The sequence below is a fragment of the Pseudomonas sp. NPDC089996 genome, assembly GCF_044748405.1.
Taxonomy (GTDB): Bacteria; Pseudomonadota; Gammaproteobacteria; order Pseudomonadales; family Pseudomonadaceae; genus Aquipseudomonas.
The window spans coordinates 126,191-139,485 of the sequence record NZ_JBIVGA010000012.1 but is presented as its reverse complement, the minus strand read 5'-3'; the positions used below and the strand labels follow the sequence as shown (position 1 = coordinate 139,485).

The window sequence follows — 13,295 nt, the reverse complement described above, 5'->3', positions numbered from 1 at the left end:
CGCACTTACGAAACTCGCTACCGCACCCATGCGCTTTGCTTTCCCAGCCTTCACCCCGGTAATCCATTGCTGGAGCCGAGCAGTAACTGGCATGCTTGCCTGATTGTTCGCGGCACAAGGCAGGTAAATCTACGATGGAACGGGCTTGTACCACTTATTTCCTCGAAATGACTTCAGCGTCTGACCTTCAGGAAAAGCCACAGCGTGACGACCTTCAGATCATCGAATGTGAAGTGCCTCAGGCGGCCTTCAATCGGTTTCTTTACCAATTGGTAGGCACGCCCTGGGAATGGGGCGACCTTGATACCTGGAGTGAGGCTGACTGGCAGGCACTGGTCGAGCAGGATTGCCACCGCACCTGGGTGGCCTACTACCGGGGTGCTATCGCCGGCTATTACGAGCTTTATCGCCCCGATGGCTGCAACAGCGAGATCCGCTATTTCGGCCTGGCCTCGCAATTCCTGGGGCAGGGCTTTGGCGGGGCGCTGTTGAGTCACGCCATCAGCTCGGCGTGGGCATGGCACGGCACCCGCCGGGTGTGGGTCCATACGTGCACGCTCGACCACCCTGCAGCGCTCGCAAACTACCAGGCGCGCGGTTTTCGCATCTACAAGCAGGAGGAGTCGGCGCCAGGCGGGAGCTAGCGCACGGCAGGGCAGCTCCGGGCGCCAGCACCACACCTTCATTCAGACACGCCGCAGCCACGCTCAGGAGATGGACGCTCGCAAACAGCATGTCATGACATCTCGCCGGCGCTGAAAACCTCAAGCCGAACGTCAAGCCAGGCTAGAGTTCCGGCGTGTACTTCACACTGAACATCACGTTGCGCGGGTCACCGTAGTAGTTGTTGTAGTCGATGGTGTTGTACGCCGGCAGGTAGTACTTCTTGTCCAGCAGGTTGTTGAGGTTCGCCGCCACCGTCACCTCGTCGCTGACCTTGTACGCTACGCGGGCGTCCCAGATGGCATAGCCGGGCAGGTCGAACACGTGATCGTAGGAGGTCGTGCCGGTGACCGCCGTGGTCCCCAGGCCCACCGAGGTTCGGCTCCAGTTGCCGGGCAAGGTGTAGTCGGCCCACAGCTTGAGCTGGTGCTTGGGCGTCCAGGTGCTGAAGACCTTGTCCTTGTAGTCGCCATCCTCCAGGTAGCGTGTGGTGTTGTAGACGTAACCGGCCATCACTTGCAGGCCACTGAGCACTTCACCGCTGATCTGCGCCTCCAGGCCCTGGCTGCGCACCTTCCCGGACGCCTGTGAGCAGTACCAGCCATCGCAATCCATCGGCCCGCTGCGGTCGAGTACGGCGCGGTGTTCCTGGTCGTAGCGGAACAGGGCGATCGAGGTGTTCAGGGCCCCGTCGAACAGTTCGCCCTTGAGCCCCAGTTCGTAGTTGCTGCCGACGATTGGCTCGACCACCGAGCCGCTGCTGGTGCGTGCGGTCTGTGGCTGGAAGACGTCGGTGTAGCTGGTGTAGACCGACCACTGCTTGTTCAGCGCATAGACCAGGCCAGCATAGGGCGAGACCTTGCCGTTGCTGCTGGTGGTCGATTCGCTGTAGCCAGTGTGGTCGAAGGACTGGTCGGCGTAGCTGTAGTCGTACCAGCTGGTCCGGGCACCGACGATCAGCTTCAGGGGCTCGGTCAGGTTGACCGACCAGCGCGAATAGAAGCCCTTCTGGGTGATTTCATATTCGGTCAATGCGCCACGGCCGCGGCTTGCCAGGCTGTAGATGTCTGGCATCGGGCGATGGTGGTCGATGTCGGTGATGTCCGCGCCGAAGGTGGGGGCCCTGGCCCAGCGGTCGTCGGTGTTGATGCGCGAGTAGTTGGCGCCGAGCAGGAAGGACTGCTCGAAACCGAACCCGTTGAACTGGCCGTCCAGGTACAGGTCCACAGCCCTTGCTGTGCGTGGTGAAATCGGTGCTCCAGTCGATGTAGGTGTTTTCGGTCGAGCCGTTGACCGGCAGGGCATCCCACAGCGCCTGGTAGGTCGCGCCGTTGTGTTCGCTCATGTACACGCCGGCGGCCTTCAGCCGCCAGTTGTCGTCGAGCCGGTAGCTGGCATCGAGGAACACGCTGGTCTGGTTGTTGTCGGCACGGTTCCAGTCAGCGCCGACATAGGTCGAGCGGGACCAGTCGGGGTTGCTACCGTCGGCATAGCGCGGCAGGCCGAGCGCGAGTGGCCCTTCTGGTTGGCGACGCCGATGCCCACCGTCAGGTCGGGGCTGAAGTCATAGTCCACGGCGCCGTAGACGGTCTGGTTCCAGCCACGCACGTAGTCGATGAACGAGCCATTGTCGGTCTGGCTGACCACCGTGCGTGCGCGCAGGGTGCCTTCGGCATTCAGCGGGCCGCCCGCGTCCAGTTGCAGGCCGTAGCGGTCCCACGACCCGGCCTTGCCGGTCAGGGTGATAGCCGCCTTGTCTTGCCCGCGCTTGCGCACCAGGTTCATCGCGCCGCCCGGGCTGTCGCCGCCTTGCAACAGTGCGGCGGGGCCACGCAACACCTCGACACGGTCGTAGAAGCTCAGGTCTTTGGTGAGGTAGCTGCCGAGCGAATAGGTATTGCGCGGGATTGGCACGCCGTCGTACTGCAAGGTGTCGATGCTGAAACCGCGCGAGTAGATGAACAGCCCCGACCCCGGCGAACGGGCGGCAGTGAGGCCGGGCGTGCGGTTGACCAGGTCGCTGATGGTCTGGGTGTTCTGGTCGTCCATCTGCTGGCGGGTCATCACCGTGACCGACTGCGGGATGTCCTTGAGGGTCTGTACGCCCTTGCCCAGGGTGACCGCACCAGAGGTGTAGGAATGGCTGCCCTCGGTGGTGGTCACCGGCTGGCGGCCGATGACGCTGGACGTGTCGAGCTCCAGCGCACCGTTGCTGGGCTCGCTGGGCAGGGTAATCAGGTATTGGCCATCGGCTGCCTGGCTGAGGCTCAACTGGCTGCCGGCGAGCAACTGGCGCAGCGCCTGTTCGACACTCGATTGCTGATGCAGCGCCGGCGCCTGTATCGCATGTGCCGCGTCAGTGTTGAAGACGATGCGCGTGCCAGTCTGGCGGGCAAGGGCGTTGATCGACTGGTCCAGCGGTTGGGCCGGCAGGTCGATGCGGTAGTGCGCCTGTTCGGCCTGCAAGGGGCCGGCTACCAGCAGTCCGAACGTTGTCAGGTACATTGCCTGACGCAGCGGGTGGGTGAAGAGCGTCATGAAATCCCTACTGAAGCGAGTGAGAATGCGTTTCATAGGGATTGGCGTTTTATGCGACCGCACATTGATGTCCCGCTGAAAATATTTTTCAGCGGCGCACATCCACCTGTACAGCACCGTTGTTGTCGCGGCTGACCGATACCGGTGCCAGTTGCGGCAGGCTGTCGATCAACTGCTCGACATTGCCGGTCGGGAATTCGCCGCTGAGCCGGTGCTGCGAGGCGGCCGTACCTTGCAGCTGGATCGGCGCGTTGCGATGGCGGCGCAGTTGCGCCACCACCGACTCGAGTGATGTACCGTCGAAATGAAACAGGTCATGCCGCCAGGCTTCCAGTTCACCAGGCTTGCTGTCGTGTACGGGGCCCAGGCGTTGGTGGCTGGCCAGCAGTTGCTGGTTGGCTGTCAGCCGTTGACGCGCCGCGCCGTTGTCCACTTCCACTTCACCCTGCAGAACCGCCACCCGCACACCGTTCAGGTCGCTGCGGACATCGAACACCGTGCCGATATCACGCACCGTGACACCCTGGCTGCGCACGATGAAGGGCTTGGCTTGGTGGGCCACGTTGAACCAGCCCTCGCCATCGAGCAGCTCGAACTGCCGACTGCGCAGGCGATATTCGATGCGCAGCACGCTACCGGCGTCCAGTTCGACCACACTGCCGTCGTCCAGGTGCAGCGTTTGCCGGCCGCTGCTGGCCACCTCGACCTGGCGATAGCCCAGCGCCGGGTCGGCCAGCCAGGTCCAGCCGGCCATGGCCAGTAGCAGGGCCGTGGTGGCGGCCTTGCGCCGACGCTTGGCGGTGCGTGCACTCTGCGCCTTGGCTTCGCGCAGCAGCGCTTCGCGGCTGGGCACCAGGGCACGCAAGGATTCGGCATAAGGTTCGAGGGCGTCAGGCCCGCCGGGAGTACCAGGGCGTTGCATGGGTCAGGTCTCCGGCTGCCAGCGGTGTGCCAGGGTACGCATGGCGCGCATGAAATGCTGGGCAACCATATTGATGGAGATCTCCAGTTCCTCGGCGATGTCTTTTTGTGGCATGCCGTGGATGCGGTGTAGCAGGAACACCTGGCGCTGACGCGCCGGCAATGAATCGATCACGCCAGCAGAGCCCGCAGGCGCTGTTCGAATTCCAGCGCCATGGCGCCATCCAGGTCATCGCGGTGCTGCTCGACCACGGCAATCTGGCTGTGCACGTACTGCTGGCGGGTGCTTTCCGAGCGGCGTCGGTCGATGGCGCGGTTCAGCGTGGCACGTCGCAAAAAGGCGATGGGGACGCTGATGGCGTTAAGCGGCGGCTTCTCCAGGATCTGCACGCACACGTCATGAACCACGTCGCGGGCAAAATGCTGGTTGGAAAAACGCCGACGAATATGTTCGACCAAATCGTCATAGTGCAAGGCCAGCGCTTGCAGGAGATCGCTGTCGGTCGAAGCCATGATGGCAACCAATTGATAGTGAGTCGCATTTATAACATGCGGTTTCCGGGTCGAGCAATTGGCGCCTACAACCCTCGAAGCATCTCCCAGAACGAGGCCCCCACCCCCATGATGCTCTCACCCGCAATCAACCCCGCCGCCGCGGTGATCGCAAACCGCTCCGTCACGCTCGGCCACCGGCAACTGACCAGCCAGGTAATGACCGCACCCAACCCCATCATCAGGCTGATCGACGCCGGCAAGATGAACGCCAGGCCCAGCGCCGCCGTACTCGGCAGCCACCGGGCCAGCCGCGACGGCAGCAGGCTGTCCAGCGCCCCCAGCAGCACACCTGCCGCGCTGCCCACCGCAATCGCCCAGCGCAGCTCCAGCGACAGCGCCCCCAGCCCCTGGGTCAACGTCTGCGCCACTGCCTTCCAGGTCGCCACGGCAGGTGCCGGCCACTGCTCCGTCAGCAGCAAAGCCTGCGGATCGGGGATCAGCACCCGGTAGACCAGCACCCCGACGACGCTGCCAATGAAGATGCCGATGCACTGCGCCACCAACTGCTTGTGCGCGGTCGCGCCAATCGCCTGGCCCACCTTGAAGTCGTTCATCAGGTCGGTGGCTTGCCCGGCCGCGCCGCCCGCCGTGTTGGCGCTCATCAGGTTGATGGGTACCTGGCCCGGAGCGACCAGGCCGAAGCTGAGCTGCGACAGCTTGCCGATGGCGCCGATCGGCGCGATGCCGGTGGCGCCAACCACGCGCGCGGCGACCACGGCCAGGCACACTGCCAACGGAATGCTCAACAGCGCCATCCACCCGTCGATGCCGAACAGCAGCACCTGCAGGGTCACGATCAGGGCGATGGACAGCAGCAGCCCCGACGCAGGCCATGGGGTAATCCGCAGCCGGGCGCGGGGTGCGCCATTGGCCAGAGGAGACGCCGGCGAGCGGCGTGGTGCTTGCAGCAGGCGAACCGACAATGAAGTCAGGGTCGCACACACCATCAGGCTCACGCCCGGCCACAACAGCCATTCCACCAGCGCGGCGAACTGTGGGCCGCTGGCGTTCGGTGCGAGCACCACCAGGGCATGCCCGATCAGCCACGGTGCCAGCCCGCCCCAGGCCAGCGCGGCGCCGATCAGCAGCGTCAGGCCCACGCGGATGCCGATGATGCTGCCGAAGCCGATCAGCATCAGCGAAGGGTCGAACGTGAAGGTCAGGCGCTCGAGCGCAGGGGTGGGCGCCCAGCGCGGTATTGCCCAGACGAACCCGTCGATCCATTTCACCAGCGCGGACAACAGCGCGGCACTGCACAGCACCTTGATCCGGGTCATGGCCTCCCGGCCTTGGTTGTAGATCTGTTGCAGCGTTTCAAGGGTTGCCATGCCTTCGGGAAATTTAAGGCCGTGGTCGTTGAGCAGGGCGGGGCGCAGGTACCAGGCGATCCAGATGCCCAAGAAGCTCACCGAGAACACCCAGGCCATCATCGGTACCGGGTCCAGCTGGTGGCCGGTCAGCAGGGTATAGGCCGGGATCGGCGCGACCAGCCCGCCAGACACGATCGAGGCGGCGGCCGAGGCCACGGTCTGGTTGATGTTGCTTTCGTGCAGGGTCCACGCGGGCCGAGCCTTGCTGCGCCCGGCCAGGCCCTGCCACAGGGCGAAGCCGATCAGCAAGGCGATGATCGACATGTTGAAGGACCAGCCGATCTTCAGCCCGGCATACACATTCGAGGGCGTGAGCAAGATGCCCAGCACTGCGCCGGTGAGTACCGCTCTCGGGCTCAGTTCACGTTCGACGCGAACCTGGGGGAGGGCAGTGATTGGAGCAGATGCCATGGCAGTCCTTTGTGTGTCTCGCAAGTGCCTTCAGGACAACTGAGCCCCCAGATGCCGAGAAGGTTCCTTGGTACAAACGACACTAGGCACTGTACGAAAAGTTTTGTGCGGGCAAGCCAGCTCCTACCGGTCAACGCAATACATTTGTGAGCAGGCTTTTCGTCCAAAGCCTACGCACTCAAGGCCCGTTTCAGTACTTCGTAGATCCTGGCGTCACCCGACTGAGCAACGTTGAAACGCAGAAAATCCCCCGCAGTCATGGACTGGCTGAACGCATTCCCAGGCGCCAGCAATACGCCGTCAGCCAGACACGTTTTGGCCAGCGTCGCTGCATCCTTGCCTTCAGGAAGCTGGCACCAGACGTACATGCCCGCCTGGGGAACCATCCAGGGCCTGATACCAATGGCCTGCAGCCTCGCCACCGTTCGCTCCATTTCCGCAGCCAACCTGAGGCGGACACTCTCCATGTGCTTTCGGTACCCGCTATCGGTAATAGCCTGATGGATGATGTCTGCGGCCAGGCGTCCGCCTCCGAACGTCGTCGCAATCTTGAGGTCGGCCAGGCTCTCGATCCATTCACTGCGAGCCGCGATGTAGCCGCACCGGATTGAAGCGGAGACAGTCTTGGAAAAGCTACCGATCTGGATGACCCGCGACAGGCCATCGAAGGCAGACAGCCGTGGCGCGGGCGTGGTCTCGAAATCGCCGAAGATGTCGTCCTCCACAATCACCAGGTTCGAGGTGTCGGCCAGCTTCAGCAGCCGGTGTGCCGTGACCGGAGACAAGGTGGCCCCGGTCGGGTTGTGGATGCCGGAATTGGTGATGTACAACCGAGGCGCGTGCGCAAGCAGGGCCGCGCCGAACGCCTCGATGTCCGGGCCCGTCTGCGTGTAGGGTATACCCAGGATGTTCACCCGATGCGCTTTCAATACGGCGTGAAAATTGAAATAGCAGGGGTCGTCGACCAGGACGGTGTCTCCCGGCTCCAGCAGAAAACGGCAAATCAGGTCGATGGCGTGCGTGCCGGACTCGGTCAGCATGATCTGTTCCGCAAGGGCATCGATGCCGAGCCCTGCCAGTCGTCTGGACAAGCGTTGCCTGAGAGGCGGATGGCCAAGGGGTGAAGCGTAATCGGTCAGGTTCACCGTGTCGGACCGGGCAACGATTCGCAGCGCTTTGCGCATGCCGGCTTCGTACATCCAGGACGCAGGTAGCCATCCGCATCCGGGTTTCAAGGCATCGCTGGAGGTTTCAAGCGACTGGCGCGAGATCCACAGCGGGTCGATGGCGCGATCCAGCCTGGGGCCGAGCTCGGTCAGTGCCAATGGCGCCGCTGGCCCGGCAACGTAAAAGCCGGAGCCGGGGCGGGAGCTGAGCACACCCTCTGCCATCAACCGTTCGTAGGCCTCGAGGACGGTGGAAACCGATACCTGCATGGTCTGAGCCATGGCACGCACCGAAGGAATTCGCGCGCCAGGTGTGTAGGTTCGAGAGGCTATCCTGGACTGGATTTCACCCATGACCATTCGAATTCGCGTTCCATTCCGTTCCATCGCACCCTCAACTGTGCTGGGTTCATAGGCATAACAGTTCGGTTGAACTGTTTGGGATTGTACGTGGCCTAGGTGAGCCTGTCAGTGATGTACTGAATCCTGACTTGTCGAGGGCTCAACGATGGAAAAATCAACCAGCGGGTGGATCAACGGCTTCATAGGCGTCGCTATCTTCGCGGGCTCGTTACCGGCAACCCGTGTGGCCGTGGCGGCCTTTGAACCTACGTTTCTGACCTGCGCCAGGGCAACGATTGCCGCCCTGTTGGGCGCGCTTTTTCTGGTCGTGTTGCGCCAGCCTCGGCCTGAGCGGGGTGATCTGGCGTCATTGGCCATTACGGCACTTGGCGTTGTCATCGGTTTCCCGCTGCTGACGGCACTGGCCCTGCAACACGTCACCTCTGCGCATTCCATTGTATTTGTCGGCCTCCTGCCGCTCTGCACTGCAGGGTTTGCCGTGCTGCGCGGTGGTGAGCGACCGCGGCCACTGTTCTGGCTGTTTTCGCTGGCAGGTGCCGGGCTGGTCGTTGGCTATGCCTTGATGAATGGAGGAGAGGCGTCGGCAGTGGGCGATCTGCTGATGATGGCTGCGGTGGTGGTTTGTGGCTTGGGGTACGCGGAAGGGGCGCGTCTGTCGCGCACCTTGGGCGGTTGGCAGGTGATCAGTTGGGCATTGCTTGTGGCGTTGCCGTTCATGCTGCTGCTGACGATCGTCAACCTTCCAGCGCCTGATACCTTCGCCAAGGTGAGCGCCCCTGCGTGGTTCAGCTTCGGCTACGTTTCACTGTTCAGCATGCTGATCGGCTTTGTGTTCTGGTACCGAGGGCTGGTCCAGGGCGGCATTGCGGCAGTGGGCCAACTGCAACTCTTCCAGCCGTTCATGGGGCTGGGGCTCGCAGCGCTGCTGCTCCACGAGCACGTCAGCTGGGTGATGCTGGTGGTGACGCTGGGGGCTGTCATCTGTGTCGCCGGGGCCAAGAAGTACGCCCGGTAGATCACCAGCCTGCAGGCCTGCGCTGTGCCTGCAGGAGCGCTTGTGCACGAAGGCTTCGGCGGCACTTGGCCCGCTTCGCTTGACCTTGTCGACAGCCGAGCGCCATCTAGACTGAGACCGCAATGGACTGCGAAGCGGAGGGTGGACATCACCCTGTTCCCTCTTGGGTTCGGCACGTCCGCCTGCGATCACCCTCACAAGCCAGGATGTCGACAATGCCATACAGACTGAAGCTCCTCTGCGCAGTGGTTTTGAGTTTGACCGTTACATCACCGCTGCTGCATGCAGAGGATCAAGCACCAGCCTCTGCGCTTATCAAGCAGCTCAACCATGGCAACTGGCTTGACCCCAAAGAGGCCGAAAGCCTGCGCGATGAGTTGTACTACCAACGCGCAGTGTTCGCTTACATGACCATGCTGCCGGCGCTCAATACCATCGGCATGAAAGATGGGTCAGAGGCAGCCTTTGGCGCTGGCTATAACGTATTGCCGATCTGGAAGCAGCGCATGGACTCGCGGACCATGGTGCCCACGCCGAACGCCGACGTGATTTACTCCATGAGTTACCTTGACCTGAAGCAGACAGGCCCGCTCGTGGTAAAAGCGCCTGCCAACGTTATCGGCATGTTTACCGACTTTTTCCAACGAACGCTCACCGATGTCGGGGCGATCGGTCCTGACCGTGCTCGTGGCGGCCTTTATCTGCTGCTGCCGCCGGATTACAACGGGCCGGTGCCCAATGGCTACTTTGCGGTCAAGTCGCGGACCTACAACGTGTTCCTGTTCTTCCGCACGATAATGGCCAAAGGCGAGGGTAAACCTGACCCGGCACCGGCGGTGAAGAGCGCCGAGAGCACCCGTGTCTATCCACTGTGGGCAACGGAGAAGGACGCCAAACCCATGGAGTTTCCGGATGCCAGCGGCAAGCAGCTGGACATGATGTACCCGGTCGACAACGCCTACTGGACCAAGCTCAAGGCATTTGTGGACTATGAACCGGTCGAGGCCATCGACCCGGAATTGCGTGGTGTGCTGGCCTCCATTGGCATTATCAAGGGCCAGCCGTTCGAGCCAGACCAGAAGCAGCAAGCGTTGTTGAAAAAGGCGGTGGAAACCGCGCCGAAGATGATTCTCGCCAATCGCCAACTCGGTCGTGAGGATAAGCGCAACCTCTACTACAAGGACCGTCAGTACGAAAACACCTGGGCGGGTGGCACCAATGACTGGATGCAGGACAGTTACCTGGACGTGAACCAGCGAGCAAACTTCTTCCAGTTTGCTTACTCGTCAGCTCCAGCAATGGTGATGCACACCACAGGTGCTGGCTCTAAATACCCGTTCACCGGCCGCGACAAGGACGGCAAGTTCCTCGAAGGTGGGAGCACCTACAAACTGCGACTGCCGCCGAACCCGCCAGCAGCGCTGTTCTGGGCAGTGACGGCTTACAACATCACCGACGGGACCATGCCGCAAACCAGTCAGTTGCTGCCATCAACCAACGGCTACTACGACATCCCCAAGCAACAGGATGGCTCGATTGAAATCTGGTTCGGCCCGGAAAAGCCCAAGGATATTGCCGATGCAGCCTTCATCCAGACCATTCCTGGTCGTAACTTCCTGGTCGCCCTACGACTCTATGGCAGCGAGGACTCGTTCTATGACCAGACCTGGAAACCGGACGACGTCGTACAGGTCAAGTAACTGACCCCGTGCATGCTGGCGGAGAAATCGGACAAAGAACGTATCGGGTTTGCCGAACGTAAGCTGACCCACGTCCACCAGTAATGCGGCGTGCACAAGCGCCCTGCTTGAATCGCGTTGTGAGCAATAAAAAGTAACCCGGCGGTCTGCAATGCAGGTAAAGATTGATCGCCGAGTTACAAAGGTAGTGCGGCATGCGTGCCGCTTTGAAACAGCGTTAGTCTTTCAGGCGCCGCCGCGGAAACACGAAACGCCCCAAGCCGTCAATTTGAATGGCAAGTGATAGTGCTGGCGGGTATCGTCCAGGCCAAATGAATAAATCAACACATCCAGGAACGGCACCTCGGGCAATGTCATGCCTTGCTCGCGATAAAAGTCGGCAACTTCCAGCCGCACTTCATAACCGCCTTGAGTGAAACGTTCAGCCAGATGACTTAACTCAACCAGCAGGCCGTTGGCAGCAATTCGACCCGAGCACACTGGCCCGCCATCAGTCCGCCTTACCGTCACTCGCAAACCTTGTGCGACCTTACCGCTGGCGACATCCACTACGTGGATCGAAACGCCACCGTTCACTTCCAGAATCCGATGTGGGCCCTGGAGGCTTCGGTTTCCAGCATTGGCCCGAATACCGGGATCTGCCGCTGGCCACGCGCAAACACTTCGCGGCAAGGTAGTGAGAACGTCGGGTTTTCTGGATGGTCGCCAGTCAACCCCAACAGTGCATGCTCAGACAACGCATAGACCACTCGACCGATACCGGTCCAGTAAATCGCCCCCGCACACATGCAGCAAGGCTCGGCGCTGGTGTACAGCGTGCACTTGGCGAGCGCCTCTGGCGTCAGCAACTTTGCGGCTTTAGCGGCTGCGACCAATTCAGCATGCTGGGTGGGGTCACCTTCAGGCGGCATGGAATTGTTGCCGGCACTGGCAATGATCTTGCCGTCCTGGTCCGCAACCAGTGCAGCGAATGGATGGCGGCCACGCTCCCTGGACGCTTCGGACATCTGGATCGATTGGCACAACAATTCAAGATCGAGTTCGGTGATGCCGGCAGGAACAAGTGAGGAAAAAACGGTCATAACGACGTCCTTATAGTTTTTGGAAGTTATCGCTCCGACCTGGAAGGGGGAGCAAAGTCAGTTTTCAGTCGGCCAGTTCGGCGTGGGCTGGGGCCTGAGTCGCTTTGGTTTGCGGATTAAGCAGAATGTTCAGGATGATTGCGGTGATCGCACCGAGGAAGATGCCGCTTTCGAGAATCAGCTTCAGAGTGCCGCCCGCATGTTCGAACAGCGCCGGGAAGGACATTGGCAACACACCTACGCTGACCGATACCGCAACGATGATCCCGTTGCGGGTGCCTTCAAACTGCACGCGGGACAACTCTTGAATCCCCGCGACGGTCGTCATGCCGAACATCACGATCGCACAGCCGCCGAGTACGGGAGTAGGTACAGCAGCGATGAGCGCACCCAACTTTGGAAACAGCCCCATGACCACCATGATTGCCCCGGCGGCTGCCACCACATACCGGCTCTTGACGCTGGAGAGTGCGATCAGCCCAGTGTTCTGGGTGAAGGCGTTATAGGGAAAACTGTTGAACAGGCCACCCAGCATGGTCGACAGGCCGTCCGCACGGAATGCATTGCCAAGCGTCAGCTGGGTTGTCGGCTTGTCGACCAGCTTGCCGATGGCCAGGCAGTTGCCCGTGGTCTCGGCCATGATCACCAACATCGCCAGCGTCATCACCAAAATTGGCATCAGCGAGAACTCGGGTACACCGAAAGCCATCGGCGGGCTGAGTTCGAACCAGGCTGCCGTACCCACCTGGCTGAATTGGGTCATGCCGCACGCTGCCGCCATCAGACTCCCTGCGAACAGCCCGATCAATACGCTGAGGTTGCCGAGAAAGCCGGAAAATTTGGCGTAGATCACCAGCGTCACTGCCACTGTCGCCAAGCCAAGTAACAGGTTGGCAGGCGCTCCGAAATCTTCGGAACCAGTATTACCCCCACCGAGCCAGATCGCCGCCGCAGGCATCAGCGAAATACCGATGATAGTGATCAAGCTGCCGATTACCACGGGCGGAAAAAACCGCAGCAGACGGCTGAAAATCGGCGCTAGCCCAATGGTGATCGCCCCGGACGCAATCACCGCGCCGAAGACTTCTGTGAGCCCGAACTCTTTGCCGATCATGATCATCGGCGCCAGGGCAATGAATGAGCAGCCCTGGATCATTGGCAAGCGTGCGCCAAATTTCCAGAAGCCCAGCGTCTGGATCAAAGTGGCGATCCCGGACGTTAACAGGTTGGCGTTGATAAGCATCACAATCTGAGCCGAAGTCAGCCCGAGTGCACTGCCCAGAATCAGTGGTACCGCCACGGCGCCCGCGTACATCACCAGCACGTGTTGCAGGCCGTAGGTAAACAGTTGGCGCAGCGGCAGGACCTCGTCCACCGCATGTACCCTTTTTATGCTCATGTCGCATGTCTCCTGAAGGTGCAGCTTTTATTGTTGTTGGGGGCATCCCGGTGGCCAATGAACGGGATGCCTGACCCGGCAGGACCTAGTGACGTCGGGTGCCATGATTCAG

General features: G+C 61.4%; 13 protein-coding genes. 3 read left to right on the top strand and 10 right to left on the bottom strand.

Annotated elements, in window-relative coordinates; translation table 11 throughout:
* Positions 1 to 134: 134 nt before the first annotated feature.
* Positions 135 to 644, top strand: a complete 510-nt coding sequence (locus tag ACIPW4_RS20755) for a GNAT family N-acetyltransferase (protein ID WP_400661071.1) — start codon at positions 135 to 137, stop codon at positions 642 to 644.
* Between the two features lie 142 nt (positions 645 to 786).
* On the opposite strand, the gene ACIPW4_RS20750 is transcribed toward ACIPW4_RS20755, so the two are convergent.
* From ACIPW4_RS20750 to ACIPW4_RS20720, 7 genes are all read right to left on the bottom strand, one after another.
* Positions 787 to 1,890 carry a TonB-dependent siderophore receptor gene (locus ACIPW4_RS20750; RefSeq protein ID WP_400661069.1) on the bottom strand — a complete coding sequence of 368 codons (1,104 nt, stop codon included), beginning with the start codon at positions 1,888 to 1,890 and terminating at the stop codon, positions 787 to 789.
* A gap of 135 nt (positions 1,891 to 2,025) precedes the next feature.
* Complete coding sequence (locus ACIPW4_RS20745) at positions 2,026 to 3,201, bottom strand: TonB-dependent siderophore receptor (RefSeq protein WP_400661067.1); 1,176 nt, start codon at positions 3,199 to 3,201, stop codon at positions 2,026 to 2,028.
* Positions 3,202 to 3,289: 88 nt separating this feature from the next.
* Positions 3,290 to 4,123 carry a FecR family protein gene (locus ACIPW4_RS20740; RefSeq protein ID WP_400661065.1) on the bottom strand — a complete coding sequence of 278 codons (834 nt, stop codon included), beginning with the start codon at positions 4,121 to 4,123 and terminating at the stop codon, positions 3,290 to 3,292.
* A gap of 3 nt (positions 4,124 to 4,126) precedes the next feature.
* Entirely contained in the window at positions 4,127 to 4,297 is a 171-nt protein-coding gene (locus ACIPW4_RS20735) for a sigma-70 family RNA polymerase sigma factor (protein ID WP_400661064.1), read from the bottom strand.
* Positions 4,294 to 4,635 (bottom strand): RNA polymerase sigma factor, encoded by a 342-nt coding sequence (locus ACIPW4_RS20730; protein ID WP_400661063.1) that lies wholly within the window; start codon positions 4,633 to 4,635, stop codon positions 4,294 to 4,296. Before ACIPW4_RS20730 ends, ACIPW4_RS20735 begins: the two co-directional genes overlap by 4 nt.
* Before the next feature lie 65 nt (positions 4,636 to 4,700).
* Complete coding sequence (locus ACIPW4_RS20725) at positions 4,701 to 6,458, bottom strand: OPT family oligopeptide transporter (protein WP_400661061.1); 1,758 nt, start codon at positions 6,456 to 6,458, stop codon at positions 4,701 to 4,703.
* A 170-nt stretch (positions 6,459 to 6,628) separates the two neighbouring features.
* The gene (locus tag ACIPW4_RS20720; RefSeq protein WP_400661059.1) at positions 6,629 to 8,011 is read right to left on the bottom strand and encodes a PLP-dependent aminotransferase family protein; all 1,383 of its coding nucleotides are present in this window, start codon (positions 8,009 to 8,011) and stop codon (positions 6,629 to 6,631) included.
* Positions 8,012 to 8,132: 121 nt separating this feature from the next.
* Between ACIPW4_RS20720 and ACIPW4_RS20715 the strand changes: the two genes are divergently transcribed.
* Together ACIPW4_RS20715 and ACIPW4_RS20710 are read left to right on the top strand one after the other, a co-directional pair.
* Positions 8,133 to 9,002, top strand: coding sequence for a DMT family transporter (locus ACIPW4_RS20715; protein WP_400661057.1), 870 nt, complete (start codon positions 8,133 to 8,135; stop codon positions 9,000 to 9,002).
* Positions 9,003 to 9,217: 215 nt separating this feature from the next.
* A complete protein-coding gene (locus ACIPW4_RS20710) occupies positions 9,218 to 10,702 on the top strand; it encodes a DUF1254 domain-containing protein (protein WP_400661055.1) in 1,485 nt (494 codons plus the stop codon).
* 225 nt (positions 10,703 to 10,927) lie between these two features.
* Here the strand turns inward: ACIPW4_RS20710 and ACIPW4_RS20705 are convergent, their stop codons facing one another.
* The 3 genes from ACIPW4_RS20705 to ACIPW4_RS20695 all read right to left on the bottom strand — a co-directional run bounded on the left by ACIPW4_RS20705 (position 10,928) and on the right by ACIPW4_RS20695 (position 13,183).
* A complete protein-coding gene (locus ACIPW4_RS20705) occupies positions 10,928 to 11,278 on the bottom strand; it encodes a hydroxyisourate hydrolase (protein WP_400661054.1) in 351 nt (116 codons plus the stop codon).
* Positions 11,275 to 11,784 (bottom strand): nucleoside deaminase, encoded by a 510-nt coding sequence (locus ACIPW4_RS20700; protein ID WP_400661053.1) that lies wholly within the window; start codon positions 11,782 to 11,784, stop codon positions 11,275 to 11,277. The genes ACIPW4_RS20705 and ACIPW4_RS20700 overlap by 4 nt, the downstream gene beginning before the upstream one ends.
* Before the next feature lie 64 nt (positions 11,785 to 11,848).
* Positions 11,849 to 13,183: a nucleobase:cation symporter-2 family protein gene (locus ACIPW4_RS20695; RefSeq protein ID WP_400661052.1), complete on the bottom strand. Its 1,335-nt coding sequence runs from the start codon at positions 13,181 to 13,183 to the stop codon at positions 11,849 to 11,851.
* Positions 13,184 to 13,295 lie beyond the last annotated feature (112 nt).